This window comes from Hydrogenispora ethanolica, assembly GCF_004340685.1.
GTDB lineage: Bacteria > Bacillota > UBA4882 > UBA8346 > UBA8346 > Hydrogenispora > Hydrogenispora ethanolica.
Map to the genome: position 1 here is coordinate 277,429 of NZ_SLUN01000001.1, position 16,086 is coordinate 293,514.

Below are 16,086 nucleotides of genomic sequence, written 5' to 3' on the forward strand. Positions count from 1 at the left end.
TCTCAGATCGCCCAGCCCAGGCTCTCCTGCTGAATCCGGTACAGCCTGGCGTATAAGCCGTCGCGCTCCATCAGTTCGGCATGCCTGCCCTGCTCGACCACCTGGCCCCGGTCCAGCACGATGATCTGGTCGGCCGCGGCCACGGTGCGCAGCCGGTGGGCGATGACCACCACGGTCCGGCCCTTGATCAGGTTGGAGATGGCCGTCTGGATCTCGGCCTCGTTCTCGGGATCGAGGGAGGCGGTGGCCTCGTCCAGCAGCACGATGGGCGCGTTCTTCAAAAGCGCCCGGGCGATCGAGATCCGCTGGCGCTCGCCGCCCGACAGGGTGCAGCCGTTCTCGCCGATCAGGGTTTGGTAGCCCTGGGGCATGCGCCGGATGAAGCCGTCGCACTGGGCCATCCGGGCGGCTGCGATCACCCGGTCCTCACCGGCGTCGGGGTTCCCGATCCGGATGTTGTTGTAGACCGTGTCGTTGAAGAGCACCACGTCCTGAAAGACGATGGCGATATAGGAGAGCAGGTGCTCCGGGTCGATCTCCCGGATATTCCGGTCGCCGATCCGGGCTCCGCCCCGGCTCACATCCCAAAAGCGCGCCACCAGCCTGGCGACGGTGCTTTTGCCGCTGCCGGACGGGCCGACCAGCGCCGTCACCTTGCCCTGGGGAATGGTAAAGCTGGCGTCGCGGATCACCTCGTCCTGATTGTACCCGAAGCTCACCCGGTCGAAGGCGATATGGAACCGTTCCAGCGCGATCCCGGCGTCCCCTTCCATCAACGGCTGGGCCTGCAGCGCCTTCATGCGGTCGAGCGAGATCAGGGTATAGAAGATCTCGCCGAACATCGTCATGATGGTGGACAACGAGGTATAGATCCCCGAGCCGACGATCAGAAACACCACGAATTTGACCAGATCGAGCCGGCCGCCGCTGAGCCGGTGGACGCCGACGAAGATCGCCGCCGTCAGCCCGAACCGCAGGATCACAATGGCGCTGACCACGAAGGAGCCGACGATCGCCTCCAGCCGGATGCTTTGCTTCATGAAGTCGCGCAGCGCCCGGTCCAGGCTGGTGAATTTCTCGCCGCTCAGGCCGAAGGCTTTGATGACCTTGATCCCTTCCAGGTATTCCTGGGATTGTTCGGCCGATTTCAGCTTGGCCGCCACGTGGCGTTCGCCGATCCGGCGCTGCAGGCTCCGGCTGCCGAAGAGGATCAGGAAGGAGAGCGGCAGGGTGCCGAAGATGGCCAGCGCCATTTGCCAGTCATACAGGCAGAGCAGGACGGTCACCCCCGCAATGGTGATGATATTCCCCGCCAGTTGCGGAAAAAGATGGGAAAACGTGTGCTCGATATTGGTGCAGTCGGCCATCAGGTTGGTGGTCAGCTCGGTCAGATCCTTCTGATTGAAGAAGCTCAGCGGCAACCGGCGCAACTGTTCGGCCACGGCGATCCGCTTCTCGGCCGCGGCCGCGTAGGCCGCGACATAGGTTTTCCCATATTCATAGCGGTTGGCGCAGTACATCGCGATCACCAGCACCAGCCCGATCCCGGCATAGCTCCAGAGCCTGGCGTAATCCACGGCCCCGCCCACAAAGGGCTTGAGGATCTCCATGATCACCAGGTTCATCACGATGATCGGGGCCATGAAGCTCAGATTGACCAGCACATTGGCACGGACCGCCGCCTTGAAATCCCGGTAGCCCTGATCGGATAAGAATAATAATTTCTGAAGCATCGGCAAGCGCCTCCTTTTCTAACTTATCTAACTTATCGCCCAGCTCAATGTCTTGGCGTAGCTCTCCCACATGGTTTGATACTTTCCGGCCTCGGCCGTCAGTTGGGCATGAGTCCCCTTTTGGACCAGCCGGCCTCCGTCCAGGACCAGGATCTGATCGGCCGAGCGGATGGTGGACAGCCGGTGGGCGATGATGATCACCGTTTTGTCCTTGACCAGTTCCTTGAAGGCGCGCTGGATCAGGTATTCGTTCTCGGGATCGGCGAAGGCGGTGGCCTCGTCCAGGACGATGATCGGCGCGTTCTTCAGAATGGCCCTGGCGATCACCAGCCGTTGCCGCTCGCCGCCGGACAAGTGAACGCCCCGGCTGCCGATGACCGTGTCGTAGCCCTGCGGCAGTTTCAGGATGAACTCATGGCATTGGGCGGCCCGGGCCGCGGCGCTGATCTGCTCCCGGGTGGCGTTCCTGTCGCCGACCCGGATATTCTCGAGGATGCTCTGCTTAAAGAGGAAAACGTCCTGGAAGACGAAGCTGACCTTGCTCAGGAGGTAGTCCGGGTCCATCGCCCGAATATCGACGCCGCCGATCTTGACCGCGCCCTCCTGAACGTCCCAGAAACGGGGAATCAGATGGGCGACGGTGCTTTTGCCGCTGCCGGAGGGTCCGACCAGCGCCGTCACCTTGCCCGCCTCGGCCCGGAAGGAGACGTCCTTCAGGGCTTCCACCTCCGCCCCGTTCAAGTTGTAGGCGAACGATACCTGCTCGAAGGCGATGTCGTGGCCCGGGGTGGTCCGGGGATTGGCGGCCAGCGGCAGCGGCGGAACGGCGAAGATCTGGTCCAGCCGGTCCACGCCGCTGACGATCATCCGGCCCGACGAGGAGACGTACAACAGCTTCATCACCGTGGCCGTGATCGCGCCGCAGAAGATCAGGTAAAACAGGAAGGACGAGACGAACTTGGTGTAATCGCCGGCGCTCCGCGACAGCAGGATCCCGGCGGGAATCACCAGGACAAAGAGGGAGTTCAGGATGACGATGAACGCCACGTAGGCCTCGCGCATCGAGAACGTGTACTTCAGGGCGAAATCCTTGTAGGCCATGATCGCGTCGTAAAATTTGCGGAACGAAAACACCGTCTGGTTGAAAGCCTTGACCACTGAAATGCCGCGCACGTACTCCACGGCCGAATTGTTCATCTCCTCCAGATGGCTCTGGTAGCGATCCATGAATTGCTTGGAACGGCTCCCGCCGAAGGCCACCGCCTGGACCACGAATGCCGCCAGCAGCGGCGCCAGGCAGGTGAGGCCCAGCCGCCAGTCGAAATAGAGCAGCAGGGCCACCAGGGCCGCCGGCGCGGCCATCGACCCGGCCAGATCCGGCAGCTGATGGGCGATGAAACCCTCGATCTTCTCGATGTTCTCGTCCAGCATCTTGCGCAGCTTGCCGCTGGAATTGGCGGTGTGAAACCCCAGGGGCAGCGCGGCCAGGTGCCGGGTGAAGGCCAGCTTCAGCTGGTACAGGATCTGGAACGCCGCCACGTGCGAGCAGATGATCGCCGCGTACATCAGGGCGAAACTGCCGACCATCGCCAGCAGCGCCTGCCAGCCGTAATTCAGGAGCAGCGGCCCGTCGATCCGGCTGAGATCGCCGGCGTGCCGCAGCAATTCGGCGATGATCCGGTAGATCAGCACGAACGGGATAAATGAGGCCACGGTGCTGAGGACCGAGAGGACGCACGCAGCCGTGACCAGTCCCCGCTTGGCCCCGGCGATCTCCAGCAGCCGGGCCAGGCCGGCTTTGCGGGCGGGTTTGGTTTTTTCCATGTTGATTCCTCCATTCGTTCCAGGCGGCGGCGTCGGGAGCGGCCGCCCGGTCGGGTGTTAGTTCGGACTAACAAGTTTCGCAAAAAGAAACGGGCGGTTCGCCCAGCGGGTTCAAACGAACCGGATCCGGACGATCCGGCCGTTGAAATTGTTCTTGAAGGCCGGAATCAGCGCCAGCCACCCCCAGTACCGCCAGCGCCGCCGGTGGTAGTCGAAATAGTTCCACTCCGCCAGCCAGCGGATGCGCGGATCCAGCCGTTCCAAGGCCCGGCCGTCGGGGATCCCCCACTGAAACCTGAGCCCCATCCGGCTCACGGTGTCATGCTGGGCGCTCAGCCTGACGCAGGTCGGCGTCAGCATCTCCAAAAGCATGGCGGCCCCCGGAAAATGCGCCGCCAGCCTGCCGAGGAGCTCCCGGACCTCCGCCTCGCTGAAATACATCAGGAGGCCTTCGGCAATGATCAGCACCGGCCGCCCATTGGGGGCAACCTCCGCCAGCCACCCCTCTTCGAGAACCGATCCGGCGATCATCCGGTAACGGTCGCTCTCCTCGAAGAAGCGGCGGCGGATCCGGATCACTTCCGGCAGGTCCACTTCGTACCAGGCGATCCGGCCGTTATCCACCCGGTGGAAACGGGTATCGAGGCCGCAGCCGAGATTGATCACCACCCCGTCCGGATGCTCCGCCATGAATTCCCGGGCGGCCCGGTCCAGGATCCCGGTCCGGACCACGATGCCGATCTGCGAGCGCCAGGCCTTGGCGAAGCGGGAGAAGTCGTAATCGATCCGCTCGATCATGGCCACGGCGCGCTCATCGCGGAAGATGGGCCGCTTGCGGCGGGTTTCGGCCGCCTTGGCCCACAGCGGAATCAGCAGCGTCTCGGGCACCCCGCTCAAATTGGGTTCCATGGTATTTCCCCCTCTTATCTTGTTGTCATTTATTGTAAGGGGTTTTAGGCCGTTTCTCTACCCCCGGCGGGAGTTTTCAATGCCCCCAAAGGGAGCTTTCCAATGCCGCATGGTATCCATTCCGTAGCAAGGCCCAATCCCGCGAACCGCCGCCCGGCGTCCGAATGTCCGTCCCGCAAAGCCCGGCCCGTTTCCGGGCCCCCACAGCTCCCTGCACAGCCCGCGGGACATCGCCCGGAATCCCGTCCGCTTGCCCGACTCCCTCCGGCGCCGGTTGAACGGTTCAAAGGAGTTCCTTGCGTCATTCAAGACGTTCCTTGGGTAGATAACGATCCGCCTTGGGTGGCTCAAGGAGTTCCTTGCATCATTCCGGATGTTGCTTTTGTGAATGAAGATCGATCGGCTGTGAATGAAGGAGTTCCTTGCGTCGTTCCAGGTGTTCCTTTTGTGAATGAAGATCGATCTTCTGTGAATAAAGAACTGGCTTGGATGGCTCAAGGAACTGCGGCGGCGGCCGCCATCGATCCGGTTGCGAATCAGCAACGAGCTTTGGTGAACCAAGTAATTGCTGGGGTCGTTTCCGGACCTTACTATCAATGGCGCTTTGAATGTAGGAATTACTCCTCAGAAGATTATCGAGAGATTCATTCAAGGCATTCCTTATACGGGATTCCCGAAGGGATTAAATGCCGTCGGGGTTGCCGGAAAAGCTCCTTGGCTGAGATTCAATGAGAAAGGATGCCGCGGAGTGATTTTCGGCAGAACTGGCTATGCTATGAGCACTACCCGGGGCTCCGGTTCCGGAGCGGCTATATTGAATGACAGACCCGCCGCCGGGCGGGATGAGGTGATGGACGGGATGGACGATCGACAGCTCCAGGGATTTTTGGCGGGAGTCGCCGCAGGGGTCGTCAAGGATCTGCTGGATTGCTTCTCTTACGGGGTGCTGCATTTCACCAGCTACCGCTATCTGGATTTTGCCGCCCAGATTCTGTACGGCAGGAAGCCCTCGTTCTGGTGGGACGCGCTTTTCGCCCAGGGGATCGAGTTGTTCTTCTGCGGCCTGCTCGGTGTGCTCTTCGTCCGGGCCATGCCCGGCGCCACCAAACGCAACGCGCTCTTTAAGGGGTGGTTTTTCGGGGTCACGGTCTGGCTGTTCTTATGTTCGCTGGGTGTGATTTACGATATCCCCTTTTTTACCAAAACCAAATGGCAGACGTCGAATTCCGACTTCATCACCAGTTCGGCCTATGGCATCATTCTCGCCCTGACCCTTAGCTACCTGGAGCGCAGATTCCCGCCGCGGCCGGAGCGATGAAAAGGAGCCTCGCTCGTGGCGCTAATCTTCAAGGGACGAAAAGGCTTCGAGCTCGGGCGCCATCCGGTGGCGGGCCGCGTCGCTCCGCAGGTAGGCGCCGGGATTGATCCCGAATTTCTGGCGAAAGGCCTCGCCGAAGTGGCTGAGGTTGGTGTAGCCCACCCGGCCGGCCACTTCCTTGATGCGCAGCTTTCCCTCTTCCAACAACTCGCGGGCCACTTCCATCCGTTTGTCGCGCACATAGGCGTAGACCGGCCGGCCGTAGATTTCCTTGAAGCCGCTCTTTAGCTTGAACTCGTTGAGGTAGACCCGCTTCGCCAGCTCGGCGAGGGTCGGCGGATCGTCGTACCTTTGGTCGAGGATCTGCCGCGCCCGTTCCAGGCCGCGCCGGTCCTCGCGCGTCAGCTTGAGCCGCGCGGCGCCGGGCGCCCGCTCCGCCACCATCTCGTGCAGGTAGGCGGCGGCCAGCTCCAGGCTCTTGCCTTCCAAATACAGATCTTGCAATGAACCGCCGTAGGGGCAATGGACCAGTTGGCGCAGGATTCCCGCGACGGTGGGCGTCACCGGGAACTTGCGGAAGGTGGCCGAGAGGTTGTGCAGGTAGGAGACGGCCCGGGCGGACTCGAAGCGGTCGAGCACCGCCCCGAAGCGGCTGGGAAAGAGGCCGATATTGACGCTGTAATAATGGCGTCCGGGCAGAAAGCGGCAGACCCCGTAGCCGCGGCCTCCCGAATAGACGCAGCTCTCGCCGGCCCGCAGCCCGCCCCCCTCCCGGCAGCCGTTGACGGCGAAATCGATCGTCTCGGCCAGGCAGAAGCTGAGGTGATAGGCGGCGTCGTTCCAATGCTCGGCCATGACCACCTCCCGCTCCAGCCGGAAGTCGCAAATACCGATGTCGATGGCGCCGCCGCGCAGCCGCAGGTAAGAACCGCGGCCCCGTTCCGCCGGGAGGCGGTACTCCAGGGCCGGGCCGTCGGAATGATAGATCCGGTTCAGCGCCGCGCAGATGGCGCATTCCCGGTCGTTGGGATTGAGCACTTCATAATTCTTGTCGCACTCCGCCGCCAATTTCGTCACCTCCGTCGCCTTCGCCCGCTCACCGGGGAAAAGCTGCGCTTTCCGGTGAAAACCGTGCCGGGCCGCGTTCCGGGGAATGCGGCCCGGCGACGACGAGCCAGGCTACTCGGCGGCAGCCGCCAGTTTCGCGCCTAACTCCTTGCACTGGGCCAGGCCGGTTTCGTCGGGAGTGTTATTGACCGCCAGGCCGTCCGCGACCAGCCGGGCTCCGGTTCCCGCCATCCGTTCCTGCCAGTCGCGCAGCCACTGGCCGTCGCCCCAGTCATAGGAGCCGAAAAGCGCCAGCGGTTTCCCCTGGAGACCGGCGCCTTCCAGTGCTTGCACGAAAGGCTCCATCTCCGACTCCTCCAGCACCTCGACGCCCATCGAGGGGCAGCCCAGCGCCGCCGCGTCCGCTCCGAGCACCTGCTCCCGGGAGGCTTTGGCCACCGCCGTCACGGTGACGGAGGCGCCCGCCGCCCGCGCTCCTTCGGCCACCGCCTCGGCCATGGCCTGGGTATTCCCGGTGCCACTCCAGTAAACAATGGCTACCTGTTTCATTTTGAATTCCTCCAGTTTGATGGTTCATTCAAGCCGCTGCCGCGCGGGCGGTCGAATCCGCAACGGCCCGCGTCCCGCGAAGCGGAGAGGACGGACCGTTGCACGCCGGCACTGCCGGGGATCGACCGCTCACTTGGGAGGGTCATGATGTCCGCAGCCCGGACAGTTGGCGCTGTCGCCGCATTCGCAATCGCACCCGCCCTTTTTGAGGGAGCGGTTGATGTACCAGGCCGCCAGTCCCACTAAGACCACCACTGTAGCGATGAGGATCAATTTATCCATGGTTCAAATCTCCTTTCGGACCTATCCGTCCGTATTCTTGATGGATTGAATTCCCGGCCCCCGCCGTTTCTATCCGGCATGGGCCCGGGCGCGCTTGGCCGATAACGCCGCCACGGTCTGGAGCCTGCCCGTCACCGCGGTTTCCGCCGACGGCCGCGACGGCAGGGCGTGATCGATGGCCCGCTGAAACAGGGGCAGCTCCGGCAGCAGTTCCACCAGCGCCGGATCGAACTGCCGGCCGCGGTTGGCCCGGAGCTCCCGCCAGCATTCCTCGGGGCTGAGCGGCTTCCGGTAGGGGCGGGCCGAACTCATGGCGTCGACCGCGTCACAGATGGCGATGATCCGCGAGCTGAAAGGGATAGCTTCGCCCTTCAGTCCCAGCGGGTAACCCAGTCCGTCCCAGCGCTCGTGATGATAGAGGATGATCTCCGCCAAATGCCGCAACTGGCTGGATTGGCCCAGGATCTGGTAGCCGATGACCGGATGCTCGCGGATGATGGTTTGCTCCTCCGGCAGCAGCGGCCCGTTCTTATTCAGGATCCCGTCCGGAATGCCGATCTTGCCGATGTCGTGGAGATGGGCCGCCAGGTGCAGGTCTTCCAGCGCTTCCTCCCGCAGGCCCGCTTTTCCGCCCAGTTCGTAGGCGAGGTCCGCCACCCGGGTCGAATGGCCCTTGGTGTAGGGGTCCTTGGCCTCCAGCGCCGCCACCAGACAGTCGATGATCTCGTGGTAAATCTCGGCCGTCACCCACCAGGAGCTCATCGCAGCGACGCTTTCCCGGCATCGGCCTTCAACGCGCCGATGGCCCTGCTGATCTCGGACCAGGAACGGCGGGCGAACACCGTTTGGACCCCGCGGCGCTTGGCCGCGGCCTTGACTTCCAGCGCCAGGGTGTGATTCAAATAATCCACCAGGACCAGGACGCCTTCGGCTTCCCGCGGGATCTCCGTCTTGATGTCGCTCTTCTTCCGCCCGGTCACGTGATGCACCAGATGGAACCCTTCCGCCTTCAGCAGCGAGGGGATCTTTCCCAAACGGTCTCCACCGAAAATAACGATCGACATGTTGCTTCTCCCCTGTCTGTAATCATTTTCTCCGTCATCCGGCCGCCGCGTCGGCCAGCCGCGAGGCCTTGCCGCTCAGGTAATCCCCGGGCGGATTGCCGGCCAGCATCAACCGGATGAATTCCAGCTTCGCTTCGTAAAATAGGGCGAATAACGCTTGCTTGCGGCCGGGATCATGGTATACCTTCCAGTAGCCGTCCGCCAAGGCCCTTTTGCCGCCGTGGTGGATGAAACCTAACACGTCCGGCAGCGGAATGCCGAGGAACAGCCCGATCTCGTGGGGACACCCCGTCCGGTAGTGTTCCTTCAGATCAGCCAGCGCCCCCTCGACCGTCAGTTCTTTGCGGTATCCCAGCGTTTCCAGGAACAGCGCCACCTGCCGGTTGACCAACACCTCCCGCAGCAGCCCGGGATGGTAAAGGAGCACCGCCGTCTGAGCGGCGGTCTGATAAAGCTCCTCATACCGGAAATCGGCGGTCCAGGGAATCAGCGTCCGGTGCTCCCGCCAGGCGTCGCGCAAGAGACGGCGCCGGTCATTGGCGAAGGTGACGATGACGGCCGGCTTATAACCCTTGAGGACCGGGGCGCCATGATAGGCGACCGCGTGCAGGACATACTCCTCATTCCGCAGGTGCTTCCAATTCTGTAGATAACGGATCTCCAAATCCTTCCTCATGTCCTTGGCCCCCGTCCCGGTGAATCCCTCTTTCATCCTTACGCCGCACCAAAGTTAGTTATGACTAACTTTATCTTGAAAAAAAAGTCCCTTTTTTATACTTTCAATCGCCGGGCGCTGTCCCGGCGGCGCTGGCGCGAGGCCAGCGCCGCCGTTCGTTGCAGCCCTGCGCCGGGATGCTTCGTCAGACCGATAGTTTCGGCCCGGCGCCGTCGTTCAAGGAACCCTGATTGCCCCTGCCAAGCCACCAGAAGTACAGCACCATCGCCGCGAACATCAGCAGCGGAACGACGATCCAGATTACCTGGTGACCCAGGGTCAATTGATAGAACAAGGTCGCCACAATCCATGCCAAAAGCGTCAGATAGCCCAGCGCCAGCATACCGTAGCCTTTGCCGATCTCCCGGAGGATGGCGCCCAATGCGGCCACGCACGGCATGTAAATCAACACCAGCAGCAAGTAGGCGTAGGCTTGCAGCGGTCCCTGCGGGAAATACCGCTTCATCGAGGCGTAAACCCGCTGATCGGCGCCGACTTCCTCGGCCACCGCCTCCTGGTCGGAACTGACGATCCCCAAGCCCAGCGGATCCCGGAGGCTGTCCCAGACTCCGCTCAACGCATCCGGAATCGAGGCTCCGGCTTCCTTGATGCCGGCCCAGAAATCAAAACCTTCTTCTTCCCCGGCCGCCGCGTCTTTCTCGTCCGCGGCCACATAATCGATCTGGCTGTAGAGCGAATTCAAGGTACCGACGACCGCTTCCTTGGCCAGAATTCCGGTGAAGATGCCCACCGCCGCCGGCCAGTTGTCTTTCTCCATCCCCATCGGCTCGAAGATCGGGGTGATCGTCCGTCCGATCTGCGACAGCACCGATTTGGAGGAGTCTTCATTGCCGAAGGTGCCGTCGGTTCCGAACGAATTGAGCAGCGCCAGAATGGCGACGACCACGATGATGATCTTGGTCCGGAATAAGAAAACTTTCAAACGGCTCCAGGTGTAGGACATGATGTTGCCGAACCGCGGCATGTGATAGGCCGGCATCTCCATGACGAAGTGGGCCGGCTCGCCCCGGAAGAGCGTATTCTTTAGCAGCAAGCCCGTCAACACGGCCAGAACCATCCCCACCAGGTACAGCGAGAAAACCATATTGCCGGAACCGGCGCCGAAAAAGGCCGCCCCAAACAAGGCGTATACCGGCAAACGGGCGCCGCAGGACATCAAAGGAATCATAAACACGGTCAGATAGCGGTCCCGTTTATTCTCCAGGGTCCGGGCGGACATGATCGCCGGCACGCCGCAGCCGAAGCCCACCAGCATCGGGACGAACGATTTGCCCGGCAGACCGATCCAGCGCATGAAACGGTCCATCACGAAAGCCGCCCGCGCCATGTAACCCGAGTCCTCCAGGATGGAAAGCATGAAAAACAGCATGAAAATGACGGGAATGAAGGTAGCCAGGGTCTGAACGCCGGCCCCGATGCCGCCCGCCACAATCGAGATGAGCCATTCCGGAACGCTGAGCGTCGCCAAGAGGTGCCCCAATCCGTCGACAAAGATCGTTCCGAACAGGATGTCGAAGAAATCGATGAAGGCCCCGCCCACATTGATGGTGGCCCAAAAGACCACGTACATCATTCCCAAAAAGAGCGGGATCCCCAGCCAGCGGTGCATGGCGACCTTGTCAATCCGGTCGCTGGCCGATTCCTTGGCCGCGCTCCGCCGGAGCACGCCCTCGGTCAATTGGTAAATAAACTGGTAACGCGCATCGGCCAAAACCACGTCGCTGGTCTCGCCGGACTCCGCTTCGATCTTGGCGAGTTCGGCCCGGATCTCCTGCTCCGGCAGCGCGCCCGCGGCGACCACTTTGGCGATGACCCAGGCGTCCTGCTCCAATAGTTTCAGTCCGACCCAACGGTCGGTGGCGCCGAGAGTTTTGGCGACCTCTTTCAGCTTCGGCGTCCAGGCTTCCAGGATCTGTTCGACCGCCGCCGGATATTGGGCCAGCTTCCGCGAGACGGTCCGTTCCCGCCAAGCCTTGGCCATCGCCTCTTTGACCCGGCCGAGGTCCTTTTTCTGGGTCGCGCTGATGCCCACCACCGGGCAGCCCAGCCGTTTTTCGAGGCCGGCCAGGTCGATGGCGATCCCTTTGGCGGCGGCCAAATCCATCATATTCGCCAGAATCAGGACCGGCACGCCCATCTCCACCAATTGGGTGGTCAGATAGAGGTTCCGTTCCAGGTTGGTGGCATCGAGGATGTTCACCACCAGCCCCGGCTCGCCGCTGAGGATATAGTCCCGGGCCACCCGCTCATCCTCGGATTGCACCGCCAGGGAGTAAATGCCGGGCAAGTCGACCAGGGTAATCGCCTCACCGCCGCCGTCCAAAACCATTCGGCCTTCCTTCTTCTCGACCGTGACACCCGGCCAGTTGCCGATCCGCTGGTTGCTGCCTGTCAAAGCGTTAAACAGCGTGGTCTTGCCGCAGTTGGGATTGCCCACCACGGCAATGGTCTGTACCTTCGCCATTAGCTTTTCCTCCGTATCTTCAGAATATCGGCTTCCGCTTTGCGCAACGATAAGTTATACCCGCGGACCATGACTTCCACCGGATCGCCCAGCGGCGCGATTTTAAGCAGCTTAACCTCGATCCCTTTGGTCAATCCCATCGCCAGCAGCTTGCTGCGGTACGCCGGGTCCGCCCCTTCATAGCCCACGACCTCGGCAACATCCCCCGGACTCAGATCTTTCAATCGATCGGTCATCATTAAATCCCCCTTCCCCGTGCCGTGGCCGCGCCGGAATTGACGTGAATCCGGCCCAATGTTCCCCAGTCCACCATCACCCGGCTGTCGTCGACGCGAAGCACATACGGCTGGTGTTTTTCGCCCCGGGTCACGGTAACCGTCTTTCCCGGAACGATCCCCAAAGCCATCATTTTACATCGGAAGTCTTCGCCGCCCTCCAAGCGCTGCACCGTGCCGCAGTCTCCCGAACGCAAATCGCACAGGGTGCACGGTCCGGTGCTGTTTTCGGTTCCGCCGCTATCCTTCCGAAGCAAACTCCGGTTTTTTAAGGCTCCAAAGAACATCGCCATGGTATATCACCTTTCCTTGAGTTAGTCATCCCTAACAAGTTCCTAAAAATAAAATTTCCCGAAAAAAACTCCGCTTCTTCAAAACTTTTCATTGTGGTGTTTTTCCGAAAAATTTGTTAGCTAAAACTAACATCACACCAAAAAATTTAGAATCATTCCTTCTCGCCGGTACCCCCGCCTTTACCGGGTCCCGACTGTATCAGGCCGGTGAGATAATCCACCAGTTTTTCCATGGTAACCGGGCTAATATAATGTTCGATGCTGCAGGCGTCCTTTTCGGCGGTCTTGGGATCGACCCGCAGGATATCGCTGAAAAACCTCTTTAATATCTCGTGCCGCTCCCGGACTTTCCTGGCTTTGGCCTCGCCCAGCTCGGTCAGTTCCAGCGGACCGTACCGTTCGTGTACCAAAAGCTTCAGATCGACCAGCTTCGCCACGGCCTGGTTGACGCTGGACTTGGCCACCTGCAGTTTTTCGGCCAGATCGGTCACCCGGATCGTTCCATTCTCCGCCTTCAGATCCAGAATCTCTTCCAAGTAATCTTCCAAGGATGGAGAGATCGGAGTTGAATCCAAATAGACCATCCCTCCGTTTTGTTAGTACAAACTAACTTCATCTATAATCTACCGGATCCCAGACCGCTTGTCAAGCCGGAGATTGAAATTTTTTCAAATCTGTTACTTATCTCCGGGTTCGCCGTCCTGCGCTCCGGCGCTATAGCATTTTGATAAAGCGTAAACGGGCTTTGTTCTGCGAAAAGCGCGGTGATGCGTTCGCCCTTTTCACTCCAACCCCATCAACGCTTTGGCAAAATGCTGTATCAATTCCTCCTTTACCAGAACTGTCTGCAGATGGTACTATAGTCATATGTGATTCACCATGCCGGAGCGGATCGTACCGTTCAATCTCGATAAAGGCGGTTACCCAACGTGAGCGAGATCATCAAAGCCGTTATTTTAGGAATTGTCGAGGGTCTGACCGAATTTTTGCCGGTCTCCTCCACCGGGCACCTGATCGTCGTCAATGAGTTTATCAATTTTACCGGCCCCTTCGCCAAACTGTTCGATATCGTCATTCAGCTGGGCGCCATTCTGGCGGTAGTCGTTTATTTCTGGAAGCGGCTCAATCCATTCAACCGCCGCCAGACTGCCCTGGAGCGCAGCGCGACCTGGGATATCTGGAAAAAGACCCTGGTGGGCGTGGCCCCGGCTTTACTGGTCGGCGCGGCGTTCGGCAAGCGGATCGAGGCCCATCTTTTCAATCCGACCGTGGTCGCTCTGACATTGCTCCTGGGCGGCCTGGTGCTGATTCTGGTCGAAGGGCGCGCCAGACACAGCCGGATCAGCTCCATCGGCCGGATGAATTACTCGACGGCGCTGGCCATCGGCTTCATCCAATGCCTGGCGATGATCCCGGGCACTTCCCGGTCGGCCGCGACTATCATCGGCGCGATCCTGCTCGGCGCCTCGCGGACCGTCGCCGCCGAATTCTCGTTCTTTTTGGCCGTGCCCACCCTGCTGGCGGCCTCGGCTTATTCACTACTCAAGACCGATCTCGTTCTGAGCGGCCCGCAGATCCAGGCATTGCTCACCGGCTTCATCATCTCCTTCGGCGTGGCCTGGCTGGTGATCGCCGGGTTCTTGCAGTACGTCGCCAAACGGGATTTCAAACTCTTCGGTTATTACCGGATCTTTTTCGGCGTCTTTTTGCTGGTCCACTTCTTACGCTAACGGAGCGAATCATGAGAAGCATTGTCAAGTCATTCATCCTCTGGCTCTTGGTGGCGCTGGCCGCCACGACGGTCTGGGCCGACAGCGCCAATCTGGACCGGCCGGATCCGGCGACGCTGGACGCCTACCACCCGCAGGAATGGTCCTGGGTCGGCGTCTGGGATCCGGGCCGGACGATTCCCGCCGGCGCCACCGTGACCCGGGTCACGGTCCGCTGGTCCACCATGGGACAGCATTATTCGGGAATGCACCTGTACCTCTACAATGAATCCGGCGCCGGCGCTTTTGTCGGCAACAACGCGCCGCAACGCTCCTTTCAAGGCCAGCAAGCCCGCCAAAAATGGTATGTCAAGTTTTACGTGGACCGTTTGGAGTTCCCCGGAAACCCCCTTTACGTCGCCCCCACCCTGCTGCTGGATTACCAGGTGGACTGAATGCCGCCCCTAACTTGTGAAGAGAAGTTCCGGGTACCATCGTTTCATCAAACAATTACCGAAGCCGCCCCAAAAGGCGGCTTCAGTGTCTCATAGCGCTTTCCCAACCGGTCCGGCTCAGGCCAGATTCTTGATGAGCGAGAAATCGCCGCTCTTGGCGGCCGTCAGGATCGGCTCCATGTACTCGTCCACCAGGGTGGCGTCCAGGGCGACCGGCATGTTCTTCAGCTTCATCTCCAGCTGCGGATCCTTGGCCGCGGCCAGCGCCCGCCGGATATGTTCGTCGCTGAAGCCCGGCAATTCGCTCAGGCGGGTCGGCGACTGGATGCTCCGGCTGAAGGCCACCATGCCTTCGGCGACGGCGATGCCCAGTTCCCGTCCGTGCAGCGAATCGAGCGCGGCGGCAATAAAGCCGGCCCGCTGGAAGATCCCGCCCACCAGGCGCAGCTGCCGTTCCACCACCGGGGCGAAAAACACCGCGTAATAAGGGTTCATGATGCCGCAGGCCCGGCCGTGGCTGGCGATGTCCACCAGCGAGAAGCTGGTCAGGTGCGCGCCGTTGGTCCCGCCGATCATGATGGCGTAACCGCCGAGATCGGTGGCGAGCCCCAGCGCCTCTCTGGCCTCCAGATCATGCGGATTCTCCATCACCCGCTTGGCGTAACGGACGACCAATTCAATGCCGAGGCAGGCCACTTCCTGAATAGCGTCGAACTTTTCCGGCGCCGCGCCGAAAAAGACCTCCAGGCAGTGGGCGATCCCGTCCAAAGCGCCGTCGATGGTCAGACCCACCGGCATGGTCTCGGTGACCGCATAGTCGAAGACCGCTTTGGCCGGAATGATCGCCGGATCGACGATCAGCTTCTTCTGCCCGGCCACGGGGTCGGTGACATTGGAATATTTGGTCAGGTGCGCGCCGGAACTGGCGGCGGTCTCCACCGCAATCAGCGGGTAAAGCCGTTTGCCGGTCCGCCGCAGCGCCTCGCTGACCAATCCGGTCCCGAAATAGCTGTCAATCTCCGGACTAAACTCTCCCAAGCTCGCCAGGACATTGGCGGCTTTGGCGGCATCGATGGAGCTGCCGCCGCCCAGCACGATAAGGCAATCCGGCCGGTAATGCAGGATGTAGCTCTCAATGCGGTAAACATCTTCCCGGGGGCAGTTCGGACCGGCGTCGGGCACGATCTTGCCCCCGGCCAGCGTGACATGGTGTTGCTCCAGGGACGCCACCACCCGGTCGGCCACCGGTTTTAAAAAGCGCTGATTGGCGATGACCAGGGCCGTCTTGCCGAAGCCCGCGGCCAGCTCGCCGACTTGCTCCAGGATATGAAGCCCGAACCGGTAATCGTCTCCTTTGAATTCCTTTAATAATTGGGCTGCTCTTGCTCGAAGTTCCAACTTGATTCG

At 61.1% G+C, this 16,086-nt stretch carries 18 protein-coding genes; 4 read left to right on the top strand and 14 right to left on the bottom strand.

The window, feature by feature from the left end; all coding sequences use genetic code 11:
• Nucleotides 1–2 precede the first annotated feature (2 nt).
• From EDC14_RS01190 to EDC14_RS01200, 3 genes are all read right to left on the bottom strand, one after another.
• Nucleotides 3–1,733, bottom strand: coding sequence for an ABC transporter ATP-binding protein (locus EDC14_RS01190; protein WP_207930690.1), 1,731 nt, complete (start codon nucleotides 1,731–1,733; stop codon nucleotides 3–5).
• 27 nt (nucleotides 1,734–1,760) lie between these two features.
• Nucleotides 1,761–3,557 carry an ABC transporter ATP-binding protein gene (locus tag EDC14_RS01195; protein WP_132012349.1) on the bottom strand — a complete coding sequence of 599 codons (1,797 nt, stop codon included), beginning with the start codon at nucleotides 3,555–3,557 and terminating at the stop codon, nucleotides 1,761–1,763.
• 111 nt (nucleotides 3,558–3,668) lie between these two features.
• Nucleotides 3,669–4,466 carry a class I SAM-dependent methyltransferase gene (locus EDC14_RS01200; protein ID WP_132012350.1) on the bottom strand — a complete coding sequence of 266 codons (798 nt, stop codon included), beginning with the start codon at nucleotides 4,464–4,466 and terminating at the stop codon, nucleotides 3,669–3,671.
• 384 nt (nucleotides 4,467–4,850) lie between these two features.
• Here EDC14_RS01200 and EDC14_RS27695 point away from each other — a divergent pair, with 384 nt between their 5' ends.
• Both EDC14_RS27695 and EDC14_RS26530 read left to right on the top strand, forming a co-directional pair.
• Entirely contained in the window at nucleotides 4,851–5,198 is a 348-nt protein-coding gene (locus tag EDC14_RS27695; RefSeq protein WP_165907698.1) for a hypothetical protein, read from the top strand.
• 82 nt (nucleotides 5,199–5,280) lie between these two features.
• Complete coding sequence (locus tag EDC14_RS26530) at nucleotides 5,281–5,784, top strand: hypothetical protein (RefSeq protein ID WP_165907699.1); 504 nt, start codon at nucleotides 5,281–5,283, stop codon at nucleotides 5,782–5,784.
• 21 nt (nucleotides 5,785–5,805) lie between these two features.
• On the opposite strand, the gene EDC14_RS01210 is transcribed toward EDC14_RS26530, so the two are convergent.
• From EDC14_RS01210 to EDC14_RS01250, 10 genes are all read right to left on the bottom strand, one after another.
• Nucleotides 5,806–6,861 (bottom strand): helix-turn-helix transcriptional regulator, encoded by a 1,056-nt coding sequence (locus tag EDC14_RS01210; protein WP_132012351.1) that lies wholly within the window; start codon nucleotides 6,859–6,861, stop codon nucleotides 5,806–5,808.
• Nucleotides 6,862–6,963: 102 nt separating this feature from the next.
• On the bottom strand, nucleotides 6,964–7,401 hold the full coding sequence (locus EDC14_RS01215; protein WP_132012352.1) for a flavodoxin: 438 nt from the start codon (nucleotides 7,399–7,401) through the stop codon (nucleotides 6,964–6,966).
• A gap of 129 nt (nucleotides 7,402–7,530) precedes the next feature.
• Nucleotides 7,531–7,683, bottom strand: coding sequence for a hypothetical protein (locus EDC14_RS26535; RefSeq protein WP_165907700.1), 153 nt, complete (start codon nucleotides 7,681–7,683; stop codon nucleotides 7,531–7,533).
• Nucleotides 7,684–7,752: 69 nt separating this feature from the next.
• A complete protein-coding gene (locus EDC14_RS01220; protein ID WP_132012353.1) occupies nucleotides 7,753–8,445 on the bottom strand; it encodes an HD-GYP domain-containing protein in 693 nt (230 codons plus the stop codon).
• A complete protein-coding gene (locus EDC14_RS01225) occupies nucleotides 8,442–8,747 on the bottom strand; it encodes a DUF2325 domain-containing protein (protein ID WP_132012354.1) in 306 nt (101 codons plus the stop codon). Before EDC14_RS01225 ends, EDC14_RS01220 begins: the two co-directional genes overlap by 4 nt.
• Nucleotides 8,748–8,781: 34 nt before the next feature.
• On the bottom strand, nucleotides 8,782–9,423 hold the full coding sequence (locus EDC14_RS01230; RefSeq protein ID WP_165907701.1) for a DUF3793 family protein: 642 nt from the start codon (nucleotides 9,421–9,423) through the stop codon (nucleotides 8,782–8,784).
• Between the two features lie 184 nt (nucleotides 9,424–9,607).
• Nucleotides 9,608–11,947: a Fe(2+) transporter permease subunit FeoB gene (gene feoB / locus EDC14_RS01235; protein ID WP_132012356.1), complete on the bottom strand. Its 2,340-nt coding sequence runs from the start codon at nucleotides 11,945–11,947 to the stop codon at nucleotides 9,608–9,610.
• Nucleotides 11,947–12,183 carry a FeoA family protein gene (locus EDC14_RS01240; protein ID WP_132012357.1) on the bottom strand — a complete coding sequence of 79 codons (237 nt, stop codon included), beginning with the start codon at nucleotides 12,181–12,183 and terminating at the stop codon, nucleotides 11,947–11,949. The genes feoB and EDC14_RS01240 overlap by 1 nt, the downstream gene beginning before the upstream one ends.
• Before the next feature lie 2 nt (nucleotides 12,184–12,185).
• Nucleotides 12,186–12,515 carry a FeoA family protein gene (locus EDC14_RS01245; RefSeq protein ID WP_132012358.1) on the bottom strand — a complete coding sequence of 110 codons (330 nt, stop codon included), beginning with the start codon at nucleotides 12,513–12,515 and terminating at the stop codon, nucleotides 12,186–12,188.
• 152 nt (nucleotides 12,516–12,667) lie between these two features.
• Nucleotides 12,668–13,090: a metal-dependent transcriptional regulator gene (locus EDC14_RS01250; RefSeq protein ID WP_165907703.1), complete on the bottom strand. Its 423-nt coding sequence runs from the start codon at nucleotides 13,088–13,090 to the stop codon at nucleotides 12,668–12,670.
• 354 nt (nucleotides 13,091–13,444) lie between these two features.
• Here EDC14_RS01250 and EDC14_RS01255 point away from each other — a divergent pair, with 354 nt between their 5' ends.
• Together EDC14_RS01255 and EDC14_RS01260 are read left to right on the top strand one after the other, a co-directional pair.
• The gene (locus EDC14_RS01255) at nucleotides 13,445–14,245 is read left to right on the top strand and encodes an undecaprenyl-diphosphate phosphatase (RefSeq protein ID WP_132012360.1); all 801 of its coding nucleotides are present in this window, start codon (nucleotides 13,445–13,447) and stop codon (nucleotides 14,243–14,245) included.
• 11 nt (nucleotides 14,246–14,256) lie between these two features.
• On the top strand, nucleotides 14,257–14,679 hold the full coding sequence (locus EDC14_RS01260) for a hypothetical protein (protein ID WP_132012361.1): 423 nt from the start codon (nucleotides 14,257–14,259) through the stop codon (nucleotides 14,677–14,679).
• A 117-nt stretch (nucleotides 14,680–14,796) separates the two neighbouring features.
• Here EDC14_RS01260 and EDC14_RS01265 read toward each other — a convergent pair whose 3' ends face one another.
• A complete protein-coding gene (locus EDC14_RS01265) occupies nucleotides 14,797–16,077 on the bottom strand; it encodes an iron-containing alcohol dehydrogenase (RefSeq protein WP_132012362.1) in 1,281 nt (426 codons plus the stop codon).
• Nucleotides 16,078–16,086 lie beyond the last annotated feature (9 nt).

Bases quoted from the DNA above. Each gene is read 5' to 3' on its own strand.
- EDC14_RS01240 (WP_132012357.1), bottom strand. From the start codon at position 12,183: ATGACCGATCGATTGAAAGATCTGAGTCCGGGGGATGTTGCCGAGGTC.
- EDC14_RS01215 (WP_132012352.1), bottom strand. From the start codon at position 7,401: ATGAAACAGGTAGCCATTGTTTACTGGAGTGGCACCGGGAATACCCAG.
- EDC14_RS01220 (WP_132012353.1), bottom strand. From the start codon at position 8,445: ATGAGCTCCTGGTGGGTGACGGCCGAGATTTACCACGAGATCATCGAC.
- EDC14_RS01225 (WP_132012354.1), bottom strand. From the start codon at position 8,747: ATGTCGATCGTTATTTTCGGTGGAGACCGTTTGGGAAAGATCCCCTCG.
- EDC14_RS01200 (WP_132012350.1), bottom strand. From the start codon at position 4,466: ATGGAACCCAATTTGAGCGGGGTGCCCGAGACGCTGCTGATTCCGCTG.
- EDC14_RS01195 (WP_132012349.1), bottom strand. From the start codon at position 3,557: ATGGAAAAAACCAAACCCGCCCGCAAAGCCGGCCTGGCCCGGCTGCTG.
- feoB (WP_132012356.1), bottom strand. From the start codon at position 11,947: ATGGCGAAGGTACAGACCATTGCCGTGGTGGGCAATCCCAACTGCGGC.
- EDC14_RS01230 (WP_165907701.1), bottom strand. From the start codon at position 9,423: ATGAGGAAGGATTTGGAGATCCGTTATCTACAGAATTGGAAGCACCTG.
- EDC14_RS01260 (WP_132012361.1), top strand. From the start codon at position 14,257: ATGAGAAGCATTGTCAAGTCATTCATCCTCTGGCTCTTGGTGGCGCTG.
- EDC14_RS01190 (WP_207930690.1), bottom strand. From the start codon at position 1,733: ATGCTTCAGAAATTATTATTCTTATCCGATCAGGGCTACCGGGATTTC.
- EDC14_RS01245 (WP_132012358.1), bottom strand. From the start codon at position 12,515: ATGGCGATGTTCTTTGGAGCCTTAAAAAACCGGAGTTTGCTTCGGAAG.
- EDC14_RS26535 (WP_165907700.1), bottom strand. From the start codon at position 7,683: ATGGATAAATTGATCCTCATCGCTACAGTGGTGGTCTTAGTGGGACTG.